Annotated in this window: 10 protein-coding genes and 1 pseudogene; all 11 read left to right on the forward strand. The window is 43.5% G+C overall.

The window, feature by feature from the left end; all coding sequences use genetic code 11:
- Positions 1-2: 2 nt before the first annotated feature.
- A complete protein-coding gene (locus SM122_RS01580; RefSeq protein WP_003007460.1) occupies positions 3-851 on the forward strand; it encodes a DegV family protein in 849 nt (282 codons plus the stop codon).
- Positions 852-861: 10 nt separating this feature from the next.
- Positions 862-1,629, forward strand: a complete 768-nt coding sequence (gene dapB, locus SM122_RS01585) for a 4-hydroxy-tetrahydrodipicolinate reductase (protein ID WP_049472524.1) — start codon at positions 862-864, stop codon at positions 1,627-1,629.
- On the forward strand, positions 1,626-2,837 hold the full coding sequence (locus SM122_RS01590; protein ID WP_155169715.1) for a CCA tRNA nucleotidyltransferase: 1,212 nt from the start codon (positions 1,626-1,628) through the stop codon (positions 2,835-2,837). Before dapB ends, SM122_RS01590 begins: the two co-directional genes overlap by 4 nt.
- Positions 2,834-4,702 (forward strand): ABC-F family ATP-binding cassette domain-containing protein, encoded by a 1,869-nt coding sequence (locus tag SM122_RS01595; protein WP_155169718.1) that lies wholly within the window; start codon positions 2,834-2,836, stop codon positions 4,700-4,702. The genes SM122_RS01590 and SM122_RS01595 overlap by 4 nt, the downstream gene beginning before the upstream one ends.
- A 9-nt stretch (positions 4,703-4,711) precedes the next feature.
- Positions 4,712-5,230, forward strand: a complete 519-nt coding sequence (locus SM122_RS01600; RefSeq protein WP_024055631.1) for a hypothetical protein — start codon at positions 4,712-4,714, stop codon at positions 5,228-5,230.
- An 86-nt stretch (positions 5,231-5,316) separates the two neighbouring features.
- Positions 5,317-6,276: an ROK family glucokinase gene (locus SM122_RS01605; protein WP_021153285.1), complete on the forward strand. Its 960-nt coding sequence runs from the start codon at positions 5,317-5,319 to the stop codon at positions 6,274-6,276.
- Positions 6,277-6,354: 78 nt separating this feature from the next.
- Complete coding sequence (locus SM122_RS01610) at positions 6,355-7,194, forward strand: thymidylate synthase (protein ID WP_031573102.1); 840 nt, start codon at positions 6,355-6,357, stop codon at positions 7,192-7,194.
- 203 nt (positions 7,195-7,397) lie between these two features.
- Positions 7,398-7,784, forward strand: a complete 387-nt coding sequence (locus tag SM122_RS01615; protein ID WP_324737742.1) for a YSIRK-type signal peptide-containing protein — start codon at positions 7,398-7,400, stop codon at positions 7,782-7,784.
- Between the two features lie 269 nt (positions 7,785-8,053).
- Positions 8,054-16,276 carry a CshA/CshB family fibrillar adhesin-related protein gene (locus tag SM122_RS01620; RefSeq protein WP_324737743.1) on the forward strand — a complete coding sequence of 2,741 codons (8,223 nt, stop codon included), beginning with the start codon at positions 8,054-8,056 and terminating at the stop codon, positions 16,274-16,276.
- 145 nt (positions 16,277-16,421) lie between these two features.
- On the forward strand, positions 16,422-16,931 hold the full coding sequence (locus SM122_RS01625) for a dihydrofolate reductase (protein WP_195327402.1): 510 nt from the start codon (positions 16,422-16,424) through the stop codon (positions 16,929-16,931).
- A gap of 208 nt (positions 16,932-17,139) precedes the next feature.
- Positions 17,140-18,372, forward strand: a pseudogene (gene clpX / locus SM122_RS01630) (ATP-dependent Clp protease ATP-binding subunit ClpX).
- Positions 18,373-18,375: the final 3 nt, after the last annotated feature.

Genomic DNA, 18,375 nt, shown 5'->3' on the forward strand with positions numbered 1-18,375 from the left:
CAATGAAATTAGCAGTGATCACGGATTCGTCTGCCTATTTACCGCAAGACGTGCTCCATCACGACGACTTATTTATTTTAGAGATCCCGATCTATATCGATGGGGAGTCTTATGTTGAAGGGAAGAACCTGACACACGATGAGTTCTACCAAAAGATGGCTGCGTCTAAGGAATTGCCAAAGACTAGCCAGCCGAGTGTGGCAGAGTTAGAAGAGGTCTTATCTGGTTTGACAGCTAAGGGCTATACGCATGCTATCGGTCTTTTCTTGTCATCTGGTATTTCTGGTTTCTACCAAAATATCCAATATTTGAAGGACGAATTTGAAGGCTTGACCGTCGAATTTCCAGACTCAAAAATCACCAGTGCTCCTCTAGGGATGATGGTAGAAGACTGCTTGAAATGGGCTGGTGAAGGCCGTTCTTTCGACGAGATTGTTGCCAATGTCCAACACCAGATTGATGGTACCTCCGCCTATATCATGGTGGATGATTTGAACCACTTGGTCAAAGGTGGTCGTCTGTCAAATGGGGCTGCCATTCTTGGGAACCTCTTAAGCATCAAGCCTATTCTTCATTTTAATGATGAAGGCGTGATTGAGGTCTTTGAGAAAGTCCGGACGGAAAAGAAAGCCATGAAACGCTTGGTAGAGATTGTTGTATCAGATATCGCAGATGGTCATTACCAAGTCTTTGTCATCCATGCCAATGTCCCTGAAAAAGCAGAAGCACTTCGCCAACTGCTCATTGAAGAAGGAGTGGAAGGTGATATTCCTTTTGCTACCTTTGGAGGGGTGATTGGGACGCACTTAGGTGACCATAGCTTAGCAGTTGGGTATATCCCTATCGTTTAAGGAGAATTCTATGTCAATTAAAGTCATTATCGCAGGTTTCAAGGGAAGAATGGGACAAGCAGCCTACAAGATGGTTTCTGAAGATCCTGAGTTAGAATTAGCTGGCTTGATCGATCCGTTTACTGATGAGACAGAGGTTGCAGGAGTCCCTGTCTTTAACCACAAAGAAGATGTTGTGGGTCTAGAGGCAGATGTTTGGGTCGACTTTACCATGCCCAAGGTCGCTTACGAGAATACTCGCTTTGCAATTGAAAATGGCTTTGCGCCTGTTGTGGGAACGACTGGATTCACTCCTGAGCAGATCCAAGAATTGACAGACCTTTCACGTCAAAAGGACTTGGGTGGTTTGATTGCTCCTAATTTTGCTATCGGAGCTGTGCTCTTGATGCAATTTGCAGCGCAAGCAGCCAAGTATTTCCCGAATGTAGAAATTATCGAATTGCACCACGATAAGAAAAAAGATGCACCGAGTGGAACAGCGATTAAGACCGCTGAGTTGATCTCTGAGAAGCGCGATAAGATCCAGCAAGGTGCAGCAGATGAAGAAGAGTTGATGCCTGGAGCAAGAGGGGCAGAGTTTGAAGGGATGCGCATCCATTCGGTTCGATTGCCTGGCCTAGTGGCTCATCAAGAGGTGATTTTTGGTAGCCAAGGCGAAGGCTTGACTCTCCGACATGATTCCTATGATCGTGTTTCCTTCATGACAGGAGTAAATCTAGGGATTAAAGAAGTTGTCAAGCGTCATGAGCTTGTCTATGGTTTGGAACACTTACTATGAGATTAGAAAAGATGCCTTCTGAGTTTCAGGAGGCTTTACCAATATTAGAGAAGATTAAAGCAGCTGGTTTTGAGGCCTATTTTGTCGGGGGATCTGTTCGAGATGCCCTCTTGGATCGTCCAATTCACGATGTCGATATCGCTTCCTCCTCATACCCAGAAGAGACCAAAGCGATTTTTGATCGCACAGTAGATGTCGGTATCGAACATGGGACCGTCTTGGTCCTTGAAAATGGGAAAGAATATGAAATTACGACCTTCCGGACGGAGGATGTCTATGTGGATTATCGCCGTCCAAGCTCCGTGTCTTTTGTACGCTCACTAGAAGAAGACCTCAAGCGCCGTGATTTCACCGTAAATGCCTTTGCCTTAAATGAAAAAGGAGAAATTGTTGACCTCTTTCATGGACTAGAAGATTTAGAAAACAAGGTCCTTCGGGCGGTTGGTCTTCCTCATGAACGGTTTAACGAAGATGCACTCCGGATCATGCGAGGCTTTCGTTTTCAAGCCAGTCTTGGATTTGAATTAGAAGAGGCAACTTTTGACGCTATGAAGGAGTGTGCGCCATTACTTGAGAAGATTTCCGTAGAGCGCACCTTCATCGAGTTTGATAAGCTCTTGATTTCTCCATACTGGAGACAGGGCTTGGAGGCTATGCTAGCAAGTGGAGCCTATCACTATCTGCCAGAGATGAAGGATCGTAAAGAAGCGATCGAGCGTTTGTTTGACATAGAGTTGGAGTATACCTTTTCAACTTCTGAGCAAGCCTGGGCTGCTTTGGTCTTAGCACTAGAGATTCAAGATATTCCAAAATTCTTTAAGAAATGGAAGACCTCTAGAGACTTTGCTAAGACGGTGGAGCAGATCGTGGAGATTCTAAAACTCCGAGAAAATGGAAGCCTAGACAAGCGTGCCTGCTACAAGTATGAGAAGCGTTTGTTGCTAGTGGCTGAAGAGCTCCGGGAAGCCTATGCCTTGAGTGTGGATTATTTGGCCATTGAGCGTGTCTATGATAGCTTGACCATTCATGATAAGCATGAAGTGGTGGTCAATGGCGGTATGTTGATTAAAGAATACGGCTTCCAACCTGGTCCAGCCTTGGGAGAAATTTTGACAAAGATCGAATATGCCATTGTCGATGGGGAGCTGGCCAATGAAAAAGAAGCCATCATTGCCTATATCCAGCAAGTAAAAGAGGAGGAAAAATGAGCGATTTTATTGTCGATAAATTAACCAAATCTGTCGGAGATAAGACCGTCTTTCGTGAGATTTCCTTTATTATTCACGACTTGGATCGGATCGGATTGATCGGGGTCAATGGGACTGGAAAAACCACTCTGTTAGATGTGTTGTCTGGTCGCTCTGGATTTGATGGAGATGTGAGTCCTTTTTCTGCCAAGAGTGATTATACGATTGGTTACTTGACGCAGGAGCCAGACTTTGATGATCAAAAGACAGTTCTTGATACAGTATTGTCCAGTGATTTGCGTGAAATGCAGCTGATTCGTGATTATGAATACTTGATGGCGGATTACAGAGAAGAGAACCAAGCCCGTCTTGAAAAGGTCATGGCGGAGATGGATTCGCTCAATGCTTGGGAAATCGAGAGTCAGGTCAAGACGGTCCTTTCAAAGCTTGGAATTGAAGACCTGAATGCCAAAGTTGGAGATCTATCTGGGGGCTTGCGTCGTCGGGTGCAACTGGCCCAAGTTTTGCTGTCTCACCACGACCTGCTCTTACTAGATGAGCCGACCAACCACCTGGACATTGATACTATCGAGTGGTTGACCAATTTTTTGAAGAACTCTAAGAAAACCGTGCTCTTCATTACCCACGATCGCTATTTCTTGGATAATATCTCGACACGGATCTTTGAGTTGGATCGAGCTAGCTTGATCGAGTATCAGGGCAACTACCAGGATTATGTCCGCTTAAAGGCTGAGCAAGACGAGCGTGATGCCGCCCTTCTTCATAAGAAGCAGCAACTCTATAAGCAGGAGTTGACCTGGATGCGGCGGCAACCCCAGGCGCGTGCGACCAAGCAACAGGCGCGGATCAATCGATTCCATGATCTCAAGCAAGATTTGTCTGGTCAAAGCAACCAGACGGATTTGGAGATGAACTTTGAGACCAGCCGAATCGGAAAGAAAGTCATCGAGTTTAAAGATGTGAGTTTTGCTTTTGAAAACAAGCCGATTTTACAGAACTTTAACCTCTTGGTGCAAAACAAGGACCGCATCGGGATCGTAGGGGATAATGGTGTCGGCAAGTCTACCCTACTTAATCTGATCGCTGAGCGACTGCAGCCTCAGTCTGGGCAAGTCATTATCGGGGAAACCGTACGGGTGGCTTATTTCTCTCAACAGATTGATGGGTTGGATGAAAGCAAGCGCGTGATTAATTTCCTCCAGGAAGTTGCTGAGGAAGTGAAGACGACCGTTGGGACGACTTCGATTGCTGATCTCTTGGAGCAATTTCTCTTCCCACGCTCTATGCACGGAACCTTGATCGAAAAACTCTCCGGTGGTGAGAAGAAGCGCCTCTTTCTTTTAAAACTCTTGATTGAAAAACCCAATGTGCTTCTCCTCGATGAGCCAACCAATGATTTGGATATCGCAACCTTGACGGTTTTGGAAAACTTCCTTCAAAACTTTGGAGGTCCCGTTATTACCGTCAGCCACGACCGCTATTTCCTAGACAAGGTTGCAAGCAAGATCCTAGCTTTTGAAAACGGGGGCATTCGGGAGTTCTTTGGCAATTATACGGATTACCTGGATGAAAAAGCCTTTGAAGCAGCTCAAGTAACGGCCAGTCACAAGGTTGAAAAAGAGAAACCTGTCAAGCCAAAAGAAGAGAAGAAACGCATGAGCTACATGGAAAAGCAAGAGTGGGCAAGCATTGAAGCAGATATCGAAGCCATTGAAAATCGGATCGCAGAGATTGAAGTGGAAATGAATGAAAACGGCTCTGACTTTGGCAAATTGTCAGCCCTTCAAAAGGAATTGGATCAGGAAAATGAGCGATTGCTTGAAAAGTACGATCGCTATGAATACCTGAGCGAATTAGATGAATAAGGAGGCCCTATGAATCAATTGAACCGGATATCCCTTGGGATTTCAGCCACTATTTTTACCATTATCGGTATCGTCTTGTTTATCAATCCGATTGAGCACATCGGCTCGTTTAGCTGGTTGATTTCCTGTGGTTTCTTTTTAATCTCCCTTTCGCGTTTTTCACGCTATTACCGATTGCGTCAGGCTGGTATCATTCAGCAGCAACAGCTCTTTCATAGTATGGTCGCCTTGGTTTTTGCGGTCTACTTACTGCTCTATGGCTACAAGACCTTGCCGATTGTCTTTCCAGTCACTTTAGGAATTTGGCTGATCTACCGTTCGATTCTAAACTTCCGAAAAGCCAATTTCTACTCGAGAAAGGTTGAAGAACTGTCCAAGCGTTATATTTTCTTTGCCTTGCTACAGCTCTTCATCGGTTTATTCTTAATTGTTAGCCCACTCTCGATTAGTGTCTTTCTTTTAAATATTATTGGCTTGATTTTCCTCATTCTAGGATTTCAATCCTTTAGTCTCTTGTTAAAAAGTTAAGAAAAGTTACGTGCAAACCTTTGCGTTTGATAAAAAGTCTGATATAATAGAACTGTAAGTGTTTACAAGTTTGAAAGGAGTTACAGATGTCTAAAAAAATTATTGGGATTGACCTTGGGGGAACTTCAATTAAGTTTGCCATCCTTACTTTGGATGGGGAAGTTCAAGAAAAATGGTCTATTAAAACAAATATCTTGGATGAAGGTAGCCATATCGTAGATGATATGATCGAATCCATCGCGCATCGTTTGAAAATGCTTGAGCTTGATGCTTCTGAGTTCCAAGGAATTGGAATGGGATCACCTGGTGTCGTTGACCGTGAAAAAGGTACAGTTATCGGGGCCTACAACTTGAACTGGAAGACCCTTCAACCAGTTAAAGAAAAGATCGAAAGTGCTCTTCATATTCCATTCTTCATTGATAACGATGCCAACGTTGCTGCTTTGGGTGAACGTTGGAAAGGGGCTGGTGAAAACCAACCAGATGTCGTATTCATGACACTTGGTACAGGTGTCGGCGGTGGGATCGTCGCTGAAGGTCGTCTCTTGCACGGTGTACGTGGAGCTGCTGGAGAACTTGGTCACATCACGGTTGACTTTGATGATCCAATCCAATGTACCTGTGGTAAAAAAGGCTGTCTTGAAACGGTTGCGTCAGCAACAGGGATCGTCAACTTGACTCGTCGTTACGCCGATGAGTACGAAGGGGACTCTCAATTGAAAGTCTTGATCGACAACGGAGAAGAAGTAACGGCTAAAACGGTCTTTGACCTGGCAAAAGAGGGTGACGCTCTTGCTTTGATCGTTTATAAGAACTTCTCACGTTACCTTGGACTTGCTGCAGCCAATATTGGTTCAACCTTGAACCCGTCTAAGATCGTTATCGGTGGTGGGGTATCTGCTGCTGGAGACTTCCTCTTGGATGGTGTGCGCAAGGTCTTTGAAGAAAACTCATTCCCACAAGTACGTGAATCTACTCAATTGGCGCTTGCTACTTTGGGAAATGATGCGGGTGTCATCGGTGCCGCATCTCTAGTATTACAATAAGATTAAAAGGAGATTTGCCTCTCCTTTTTTCTTTATCCTGTGATATAATGAAAGCAATAGTAGATTAAAGGAGGAGATATGACAAAAGCAGATACCATTTTTAAAGAGTATATTCGGAAAATCATGGAAGAAGGGGTCTGGTCAGAGCAGGCGCGTCCTAAGTACAAGGATGGTAGAACGGCCAACTCCAAGTACATCACAGGAGCCTTTATGGAGTTTGACCTCTCAAAAGGCGAGTTTCCTATCACGACCCTTCGTCCCATCGCCATTAAATCAGCCATCAAAGAGATGCTCTGGATCTACCAAGATCAGTCGAATAGCATAGACCTGTTAGAAGACAAATACAATGTCCACTACTGGAATGACTGGGAAGTAGGGGATAGCCGGACGATTGGACAACGTTACGGAGCAGTGGTCAAAAAGCATGACATTACCAATAAAATCCTCAAACAATTAGAATCAAATCCTTGGAATCGCCGCAACATCATCTCGCTCTGGGATTATGATGCTTTTGAGGAGACAGAAGGACTTTTGCCATGTGCTTTTCAGACCATGTTTGATGTGCGTCGGGTTGATGGAGAGATCTATCTAGATGCGACCCTGACCCAGCGTTCAAATGATATGTTGGTAGCCCACCATATCAATGCCATGCAATATGTAGCTCTTCAGATGATGATTGCCAAACATTTTGGCTGGAAGGTTGGGAAGTTCTTTTACTTCATTAATAACCTTCATATCTATGACAACCAATTTAAACAAGCAGAAGAATTGCTCCGTCGGGAGCCTTCAGATTGTCGGCCACACTTGGTTTTGAATGTACCAGATGGAACCAATTTCTTTGACATCAAACCAGAAGATTTTGAACTGGTCGATTACGATCCAGTGAAGCCACAATTAAAGTTCGATCTTGCCATTTAGTGATCAATCAAGTTTTTTTGATGCCCTGATCTATTGGTAAAATCCTTTCAGAATTAAAACAATTTTAGCTAAAAATTTTTACTCATTTTTGAGTCAAAATGTTTTGAAAATCGTTCGGGTTTTGTTAAAATAGATAAGGTTTGGAAAAACTAAACAGTTTTAAAAAGAATGTTAATTTATAGATAAAAATGGAGGTCCATTAGATGGGGAAAGACTTATTTAATGATCGTATTAGCAGATTCTCAATTCGTAAACTGAATGTGGGTGTTTGCTCAGTACTTTTGGGAACACTTGTTATGGTTGGTACAGCCGCAAGTGCAGCCGCAGAAGAAAATACAGATACGACAAGTGAAAGTGTAGCAGCAGTTGCAACAGCGTCAGAAGCGCCAGCAACTTCAGCAGCTACTTCAACAGCATCAACTGCTGAAACAACTAGTACAGCAGCCACAACGTATGAAGCAAAGCCGGCTGTTACTGCAGCATCAACTTCAACAGCACCTGCTTCAACTAGTAAGCAAGTAGCACGAGCACAGCAACATCTGCTGCCTCAACTGCACCGGAAACATCAACCGCTGCAACACCAAAATTAGAAGCAGCTACGTCAGCAAACAAGGCAGTAGAAGCAGCTGCAACAAGTGCAGATAAAAAAGAAACACCAACTCTTTCAGCTGGTCAAGGTGTACCAACAAACAATACACTAGCCACTGAAGAGACAGCACAAACTTCTGGTAAACGTCGTAGTCGTCGTTCAATTGGGGATCCAAACGATCCAAACCTCATCGGAGATGATGTCCAAGATGCCACTTCAACTCCGAAAGAAGCAAAACCAGGTTTCACAACAAATATCAAGGCTACAGACTTGGCCAGCCAAATCTCTTGGTTGGACTTTGGCGATACAGCTAGCTGGACAGGAACGACGACTACATCAAGCGGAAATCTGGCCCTTCAAGTGGGCTCAACCTACACCAAGGAAATCATGCCTGGCTATGTGGTTACTATCAAAGTTAAATCCTTAAAACCCTTCCAAGCGACAGAAATCTACAAAAAGCGCTTAGAAGAACGTGGAGCGACTGAAGCTGAAAAGGCTACCTATGACCCAAATGCTAAGAACGGATATATAGGAACAACTACTAGTGCTGCAACTAACAAAGCATTTAATAATGGTGAAGAAGCTAAAATTATTGCCGAAGCTCAAAACCGTTGGACAGAAATAAAAGGTGAAGGCATCGATACTGGCACTAAAAAAACAACCATCAGTTCCGAGTTTGATGGTGGCAATATTGGGGTTCAGTTTGAAATTTCTGCTACCTTCCGTGGCAAAGCCGTCAAACCTGCTGTAGTCATGGCAGATGGTGAGTCCGCTAATCCTGGTGAATCGGTTATTTTCACCACAAACGGAGAAGGTTGGCAACAAATTGGGGAGTGGTATAAATATGGAAGTAGATCTACTAAAACCTTTATTCCACAAGATACAGACAATTTATTTGGCCCAAATCCTACCTTTAATATAGAAGGTACGAATTACTATTCGACGAACCTTAACCTACTTAAACGTGCAAATGAAGTGGGGCCAGATAAAAAAGCGGTTGCTTGGAAGTACTTTGGAAGTGCTGATTTAACAACTGGAGGCCTCGGAACAGGGGTCTTCGGGCCAAATATTTCTGCAGGTCCTTCTGCCGTTCCCCTTGTTATGACAAAAGGAGCTTCTGAAGTTGGTCTTTACATTGCTTCAAGTGGTAAACAATCAGCCATGCTTGGATTCTTCCCGCTCGATGAAGGGGATGCACCAGCGTCTTATGGGAAGGCGATTCATTCGATTGCAACTGTAGATGGTGTAACAGGTAAGAAAGTAAACCAACCTTATCTAGGTCACTTAAGCCCTGATATGGATGAAAACAATACGCTTGATTGGACGGGTGATGACAAGGCGACCACTGCGGATGAAGGCATCGACCAATTACTTCCAAATGATCTCAAAGGGAAAACCAATGAGCTGATCAAGATGGACCGGACACGTCCAGGTAATTACACCATTTCAGTGGAAGCTCATACGGATGGAGCAGCAAAAGCTAACATCTATGGTTGGGTAGATTTCAACCAAAACGGAACCTTCGATGAAGATGAACGGTCTGATTTAACAACCATTACCCAAGATGGAACGGCTACGTTAAGATTTACAAAGAGTAAAACCTATATTGATCCTAGTGTCAATGAATTAGGTGTTCGTGTCCGGATTGCTAAGGATGCTGATCAAATTGAAAGCCCAACGGGGATGGCTTTCTCTGGTGAGGTTGAAGACTTTAAGACTCAAATCACTCACCCACCAAAAGGGGAATTTAAAGAAACAACTGGCCCTCAAGGTGCAAAACAAACAGCAACCGTAGCCTTTACTGCTCGAGGTTTGCAAGGCTATAGCCTAACTGAGTCAGCAAAAATTGATGAAACAGTAGCTCCACAAATGATAGATAACCGTACGGGGCAAGTCGTAACACCTGGTGCAGATGGCTACTATGCTGTAGCTGGTCAAGGGAAGTACAAGATCACTTCAAACGGAACTTCTGTGGATGTTGAGTTCATTCCCGAAGATCACTTCCTTGGAACAGCTGACGGTATCTCTATCCGTCGTACAGACAGCAATGGCTACGATACGGGTTGGTCAACAAAATTCCCAGCCGATGAAGCCAATGTCGATACTGCCATCAATACCATGGACGGTCTATACATCCCAACAGTTACACCAACGGAAATTGAAGGGGTAGATAAGACTTCATCAGATGTCCAAGGTGCGACTCAAACTGGTACACCTACCTTTAACACAACTACAACGAATGCTAATGGCGAAAAGATCTCTGTCACTCCAAGCTTGGAATACCCTGCTAAATTGGTGGACCCAGCGACTGGTCAAGTAACCAATGCAACCTCTGTAACAGTAGCGGGCGAAGGAACTTACAGCATTGATGATGCTACTGGTAAAGTAACCTTTGTTCCAGAACCAGGATTCACAGGTACAGCTCAAGGTGTTACCGTATCTGTAACAGCTCCTGTCGGAAAAGATAAAGACGGTACCGTCCGTGATGAATACCTTAAGACAGCAAGCGCTAAATACACACCAACGGTTACTCCAATCACAGTGACTCCTACAGACAAGGTTTCTGAGAATGTTCAAAATGTTCCTCAAACACAAACACCAACCTTTGATTTGAGTAATGATAAGACTGCTGAAATCACTAGCAAGAAACTGGTAGATCCAGCAACTGGTCAACCAACTGATGAAACAACAGTGACAGTAGCAGGTGAAGGTAGCTATACAATCGATCCTACTACAGGAGCGGTGACCTTCACACCTGAAAAAGACTTTGTTGGTACTGCAAAAGGAGTAACTGTTCAGGCAACTGCTACTATTACAAATGCTAATGGTAAGACTGCAACCATTACTTCAGATGCGACCTACACACCAACTGTTGTGCCAGCAGTTCCAACTGCAAACCCTGCAACTTCAAAAGATATCCAAGGTGCGACTCAAACCGGTACACCAACCTTTGCAGGAACTACTGTTCAAGTAAATGGTGAAGATAAAGCTATTACCATAAAAGACAATAGCTACACATTGCTAGATAAAGATGGTAACGAAGTTTCAACGACACCAGCTTATGCGGCAGACGGTACAACCGTGATCGGTAACTTCACAATCGACCCAGCAACGGGTCAAGTAACTTTCACACCGACTGATAAATCATACACTGGTGCAGTCACACCAGCCAAGGTTCAAGCTGAAAGCTCAAACGGTATCAAGGTGGATACAACTTACACACCAGAAATCGTTCCAGTAACCCCAACAGCAACATCAGCTGAAACAAAAGATGTTCAAGGTGCCACTCAAACGGGTAAACCTGAATTCAAAGGTGGAACCGTAACGGTTGATGGCGTTGAGAAGACTGTTGAAATCAATGAAGATGTTCCAGCGACATTTGACGATGGCTCAACAACTAAGACTGTAGACGGTGTTGGTACTTACACAGTAGCAGCAGACGGTACTGTTACATTTGTACCAGAAAAATCATTCGTCGGAACTGCACCAGCCGTGACCGTTGTTCGCGAAGATAAGAACGGAACCAAAGCTTCTGCAACCTACACTCCAACAGTTTTACCAGTAACTCCAACAGCAACACCAGCTGAAACAACAGATATCCAAGGTGCTACTCAAACAGGTAAACCTGAATTCAAGGGTGGAACTGTAACGGTTGATGGCGTTGAGAAGACTGTTGAAATCAATGAAGATGTTCCAGCAACATTTGACGATGGCTCAACGACTAAGACTGTAGACGGTGTTGGTACTTACACAGTAGCAGCAGACGGTACTGTTACATTTGTACCAGAAAAATCATTTGTCGGAACTGCTCCAGCAGTGACGGTTGTTCGCGAAGATAAGAACGGAACCAAAGCTTCTGCAACTTACACACCAACTGTAACTCCAGTAACACCTACTGCGACACCAGTTGAAACAACAGGTAAGCAAGGTCAAACTCAAACAGGTAAGCCTGAATTTACTGAAGGCGACAGCCGTGTACCAATGAACGATGACGTTCCAGCTACTTTCGACGATGGCTCAACTACTAAGACAGTTGATGGCGTTGGTACTTACACAGTAGCAACAGACGGAACTGTAACCTTTGTCCCTGAAAAATCATTCACAGGTAAAGCACCAGCCGTAACAGTTGTTCGTGAAGATAAGAATGGAACCAAAGCTTCTGCAACTTACACACCAACTGTAACTCCAGTAACTCCAACAGCAACACCAGCTGAATCTACTGGACCTCAAGGTCTTGTTCAAACTGGAACTGTAACCTTCACTGAAGGTGATGAAGTAGCGCCAATCGATAAGGATACCATTACTCTTCTTGATGAAAATGGTCAACCAGCCGCATCAGTAGAAGCGAAATCACCAGCAGGTGATGTGATCGGTACATACACAGTTGATAAAGACACAGGTGTAGTTACTTTCACACCAACAGATAAATCTTACTCAGGTGATGTGGTTCCAGTTAAGGTTCAAGCTGCTGATACAAATGGAACAACTGTAGAAACAACTTACACACCTAAGATTACTCCAGTCGTTCCAACTTCTGAAGATGCAACATCGACAGATATCCAAGGTCAAACACAATCTGGTAAACCAACCTTCACCGAAGGAAATCCAAATGTTCCAATCGATGAAGATACACCAGCTACCTTCGAAGATGGCTCAACGACTAAGACTGTCGATGGTGAAGGAACTTACACAGTTGCTCCAGATGGAACCGTAACTTTCGTTCCTGAAAAATCATTCACTGGAACTGCTTCAGGCGTAACAGTGAAACGCGTGGATAAGAACGGTACTGAAATCACAGCCAAGTACACACCAACTGTGACTCCAGTAACTCCAACTGCAACACCAGTTGAAACTACAGATATCCAAGGTGCTACACAAACTGGCAAACCTGTATTTACTGAAGGCGATAGCCGTGTGCCAATGAACGATGATGTTCCAGCAACATTTGACGATGGCTCAACGACTAAGACTGTAGACGGTGTTGGTACTTACACAGTAGCAGCAGATGGTACTGTTACATTTGTACCAGAAAAATCATTCGTCGGAACTGCACCAGCTGTAACAGTGGTTCGTGAAGATAAGAACGGAACAAAAGCTTCTGCAACTTATACACCAACCGTAACACCAGTTACACCAACTGCAGAAGATACAACATCTACTGACAAACAAGGTCAAAAGCAAACAGGTACACCAACCTTCACACCAGGTAATCCAAATGTTCCAATGGATGATGATACACCTGCAACATTTGAAGATGGCTCAACTACGAAGACCGTTCCTGGTGAAGGAACTTACACAGTTGCTCCAGACGGAACTGTAACATTTGTTCCAGAAAAATCATTCACTGGAGAAGGTACAGGCGTAACAGTTAAACGTGTTGATAAGAACGGTACTCCAGTTACTGCTAAGTACACACCAACTGTTACTCCAGTAACCCCAACAGCAACTCCAGCTACATCAGAAGCACCTCAAGGTGTGGTTCAAACTGGAACTGTGACCTTCACCGAAGGTGACCCAGTTGCACCAATTGACAAAGATACTATTACTCTTCTTGATGAAAATGGTCAACCAGCAGAATCTGTAGTTGCTAAATCACCAGAAGGTAAAGAAATTGGTACTTTCACAGTTGATAAAGAAACAGGCCTTGTAACCTTCACACCAACTGATAAATCTTACTCAGGTGATGTGGTTCCAGTTAAGGTTCAAGGTAAAGATACAAACGGAACAGTTGCTGAAACAACTTACACACCGAAGATCACTCCAGTTGTCCCAACTGCTGAACCTGCAACATCTACAGATATCCAAGGTAAAACACAAACAGGTACACCAAGCTTCACACCTGGTAACCCTGCAATCCCAATGGATGATGATGTGCCAGCAACCTTTGAAGATGGTTCAACTACGAAGACCATTCCAGGAGAAGGAACTTACACAGTTGCTCCAGATGGAACTGTAACCTTCGTACCAGAAAAATCATTCACAGGAACAGGTACAGGCGTAACAGTTAAACGTGTTGATAAGAACGGTAGTCCAGTTACTGCAACTTACACACCAACTGTAACACCAGTAACTCCAACTGCTGAACCAGCAACTTCAACTGATAAGCAAGGTCAAACCCAAACAGGTAAACCAAGCTTCACAGCTGGTCATGAAAATGTTCCTATGAACGAAGCAGTTCCTGCAACCTTTGAAGATGGTTCAACAACCAAAGAAGTTCTTGGTGTTGGTATCTACACAGTAGCAGCAGATGGAACAGTAACCTTCACACCAGACCCACGCTTTGTTGGTGAAGCACCAGCAGTAACAGTGGTTCGTGAAGATATGAACGGAACCAAAGCTTCTGCAACCTACACACCAACTGTAACTCCAATTACTCCAACAGCAAAACCAGCTAGATCAGAAGCACCTCAAGGAATTGTTCAAACAGGCAAACCAACCTTCACAGAAGGGGACCCAATTGCCCCAATGAACCCTTCAACCTTGAAACTTTACGATGATTCTGGTAACCCAACTGATCAATTGAATGCCTTCTCACCTGCAGGAGATATCATCGGTATCTTCACAGTAGATAAAGAGAAAGGTGAAGTGATCTTCACTCCAACTAACAAAGCTTACTCAGGTGAAGTTCTTCCTGTAGGCGTTTCAATGGAAGATGCAAATGGTACCTATGCACGTACAACGTACACACCATTCATTACTCCAGTTGTTCCAACAGCAGAACCAGCTACATCAACTGATATTCAAGGTGCAACTCAAACAGGCAAACCAAGCTTCACTGAAGGAAATCCTGCAGTACCAATGGATAATGATGTACCTGCAACATTTGTTGATGGCTCAACTACTAAGGTTGTTCCAGGTGAAGGTACATACACAGTTGCTCCAGACGGAACAGTAACCTTTGTACCAGAGAAATCATTTGTCGGAACTGCAGCAGGTATCGTGGTGCAACGCCAAGATAAGAATGGTACAGTTGTGAAAGCTATGTATACACCAACCGTAACACCAGTAACACCAACTGCAACTCCAGCAGTATCTACTGATGTGCAAGGTGCAACTCAAACAGGTAAACCAATCTTCACTGAAGGTGACAGCCGTGTACCAATGAACGATGAAGTTCCAGCAACATTCGACGATGGTTCAACTACGAAGACAGTGGAAGGTGTTGGTACTTACACAGTAGCAGCAGACGGAACAGTTACCTTCGTACCAGAAAAATCATTCGTCGGAACTGCACCAGCTGTAACAGTGGTTCGTGAAGATAAAAACGGAACAAAAGCTTCTGCGACCTATACACCAACTGTAACTCCTGTGACTCCAACAGCTAAACCTGCAACTTCTACAGACATCCAAGGTCAAACACAATCTGGTAAACCAACCTTCACACCTGGTAACCCAAGTGTGCCAATGGATGATGAAGTTCCAGCAACCTTTGAAGATGGCTCAACAACTAAGGTTATTCCAGGTGAAGGAACTTACACAGTTGCTCCAGACGGAACAGTCACCTTTGTACCAGAGAAATCATTCACAGGAACTGGTACAGGCGTAACAGTGAAACGTGTTGATAAGAACGGTACACCAATTACAGCTACTTACACACCAACAGTAACACCAGTTGCTCCAACTGCAGAACCAGTTACTTCAATTGGTAAGAAGGGTGCTACTCAAACAGGTAAACCAAGCTTCACAGAAGGTGATAGCCGTGTACCAATGAATAATAAGGTTCCAGCTACATTTGACGATGGTTCAACTACGAAGACAATTCCAGGTGTTGGTACATACACTGTAGCAGCAGATGGAACTGTAACCTTCACTCCAGAACCTGAATTTACTGGAACTGCACCAGCAGTGACAGTAGTTCGTGAAGATGTGAATGGAACAAAAGCTTCTGCAACTTACACACCAACTGTTCTTCCAATTACTAAATTTGTTGATAAAGAAGGTAAAGAAATCCCAGGATATCCTACAGTTGATGGTGAAGAGCCAAAAGCTGAAATTCCAGGTTACCGCTTTGTGGAAACGAAGAAATTGCCTAATGGTGATACAGAACACGTCTATGAAAAAGTTACGACTTCATATGTAGACGAAAATGGGGATCCAATTCCAGGTAACCCAACAGAAGATGGGGAACAACCGAAGAAAGATATCCCAGGTTATGACTTCGTGAAGACTGTTGTAGATAAAGATGGAAACACTCAACATATCTACAATAAGACTGTGACACCAACTCCAATGCCGGATCCAACTCCGACACCAGAGCCACAGCCGACTCCACAACCGCAACCAACACCAGAACCACAACCAAAACCAGAAGAACCAACGATTCCTGTCGTTCCAGAAACGAAAGAAGAAGTGAAGTATATCGATCCACAAAATCCTACTGCACAACTTCCAAACACAGGAACAAAAGAATCTTCTACTGCTGGTCTTGCAATCTTTAGTGCTTTAGCAGGTCTGTCATTATTCGGATTTGCAAAACGCAAAAAAGAAGACTAAGCTAACTTGTGGCTAAGAAAAACCGCGAAAATCTCGCGGTTTTTCTGTTTGTATTTGAAAAAATATCCTCCAAACTAGATAGTTGAAATCAGTCTTTTATAAGAAAATTTGATAAAATAGAAGTATCAGTGTAAAGGATGAGAGAATGAAAAAGATTATTGGTATCTGGGCTCAAACTGAAAATGGCATTATTGGAAAGGACCAAGTCATGCCTTGGTATCTGCCAGCTGAGCTTCAGCATTTCAAAGAAACAACCATGGGACAAGCGATTCTTATGGGAAGAGTGACCTTTGATGGTATGAAAAAACGGGTTTTACCAGGTCGGACTAGCATTATCTTAACGCAAGATCAAGCCTATGATCCTGAAAATGATGCTGTACTCGTCATGCACAGCAAGGAAGAAGTCTTGGAGTGGTATCAGAACCAAGAGAAGAATCTTTATATTATTGGAGGCAGTCAGATTTTAAGGCTCTTCTCTGACCAGTTAGAAGAATTGATCCAGACCATGATTCATGCAACGATTGATGGAGATACATTGGCACCAACATTTGAAGAGAGCCACTATGAAAGAGTCCGTCAAGTCTATCATCCGAAAGATGAGAAGAATCCATATGATTTTACGGTCAACTATTATAAGAGAAAGGATTTAGACTAATGGAGCGAAGTGTCTTTGGTTTTTTTACAGCTGTCCTATGTGTCATCTGTTTGATTTGCGCCTTACAAACCTTTCGTAAAAAACGGTTCGGCCTCGCTATTTTATTCTTACTAAATGCTTTTACCAATCTTGTGAATTCTATTCACGCCTTTTACATGACCTTATTTTAAACTAAATAGAAACAGAAAATGACAGAAAGAGGAAATACATGCCAACGAATCAAAACAATGATATGATGGTTTATTGCTCATTTTGCGGAAAGAGTCAAGATGAAGTCCAAAAAATCATTGCAGGAAACAATGCGTTTATCTGTAATGAATGTGTAGAGTTAGCTCAAGAAATCATCCGCGAGGAGCTTGCTGAAGAAGTACTTGCTGACCTTAGCGAAGTTCCAAAACCAATCGAATTGCTCAATATCTTGAACCACTACGTCATCGGTCAAGATCGGGCTAAACGTGCCCTTGCTGTAGCGGTATACAACCACTACAAACGCATTAACTTCCACGATACACGCGAAGATGAGACGGATGTTGAATTGCAAAAATCAAACATCCTCATGATTGGACCTACTGGTTCAGGAAAGACCTTCTTGGCCCAAACTTTGGCTCGTAGCCTGAATGTTCCATTTGCTATTGCAGATGCAACAGCTTTAACTGAAGCCGGTTATGTGGGTGAAGACGTTGAAAATATTCTCTTAAAACTTCTTCAGGCAGCGGATTTCAATATTGAGCGTGCAGAACGTGGCATTATTTATGTCGATGAAATCGATAAGATTGCTAAGAAAAGTGAAAATGTCTCGATCACACGTGACGTTTCTGGTGAAGGGGTGCAACAAGCTCTCTTGAAGATCATCGAAGGAACCGTCGCTAGTGTGCCACCTCAAGGGGGACGTAAACACCCTCAACAAGAGATGATCCAAGTGGATACCAAGAACATCCTCTTTATCGTAGGGGGGGCTTTTGATGGGATCGAAGAAATTGTTAAGCAACGTCTCGGTGAAAAGGTCATCGGTTTCGGTAAAAACAATAAAGCCATCGATGAATCCAGCTCTTACATGTAAGAAATCATTGCAGAAGATATTCAAAAATTTGGAATTATCCCAGAATTGATTGGTCGTCTTCCAGTCTTTGCAGCTCTTGAACAATTGACAGTTGAGGATCTTGTCCGTATCCTAAAAGAGCCACGCAATGCCTTGGTAAAACAATACCAAACCTTGCTTTCTTATGACAATGTTGAATTGGAATTCGATGATGAAGCTCTTCAAGAGATTGCGAATAAAGCTATCGAAAGAAAGACTGGAGCTCGTGGTCTTCGTTCGATTATCGAAGAAACCATGATGGATGTCATGTTTGAAATTCCAAGTCAAGAAGATGTCAAACTTGTACGAATCACAAAAGAAGCTGTTGACGGAATAGAAAAACCAGTTCTTGAAACAGCATAGAAA

The organism is Streptococcus gingivalis (genome assembly GCF_035544715.1).
Lineage (GTDB): Bacteria > Bacillota > Bacilli > Lactobacillales > Streptococcaceae > Streptococcus > Streptococcus gingivalis.

Coding starts and splice junctions, on each gene's coding strand:
- SM122_RS01580 (WP_003007460.1), top strand. CDS start 3: ATGAAATTAGCAGTGATCACGGATTCGTCTGCCTATTTACCGCAAGAC.
- dapB (WP_049472524.1), top strand. CDS start 862: ATGTCAATTAAAGTCATTATCGCAGGTTTCAAGGGAAGAATGGGACAA.
- SM122_RS01590 (WP_155169715.1), top strand. CDS start 1,626: ATGAGATTAGAAAAGATGCCTTCTGAGTTTCAGGAGGCTTTACCAATA.
- SM122_RS01595 (WP_155169718.1), top strand. CDS start 2,834: ATGAGCGATTTTATTGTCGATAAATTAACCAAATCTGTCGGAGATAAG.
- SM122_RS01600 (WP_024055631.1), top strand. CDS start 4,712: ATGAATCAATTGAACCGGATATCCCTTGGGATTTCAGCCACTATTTTT.
- SM122_RS01605 (WP_021153285.1), top strand. CDS start 5,317: ATGTCTAAAAAAATTATTGGGATTGACCTTGGGGGAACTTCAATTAAG.
- SM122_RS01610 (WP_031573102.1), top strand. CDS start 6,355: ATGACAAAAGCAGATACCATTTTTAAAGAGTATATTCGGAAAATCATG.
- SM122_RS01615 (WP_324737742.1), top strand. CDS start 7,398: ATGGGGAAAGACTTATTTAATGATCGTATTAGCAGATTCTCAATTCGT.
- SM122_RS01625 (WP_195327402.1), top strand. CDS start 16,422: ATGAAAAAGATTATTGGTATCTGGGCTCAAACTGAAAATGGCATTATT.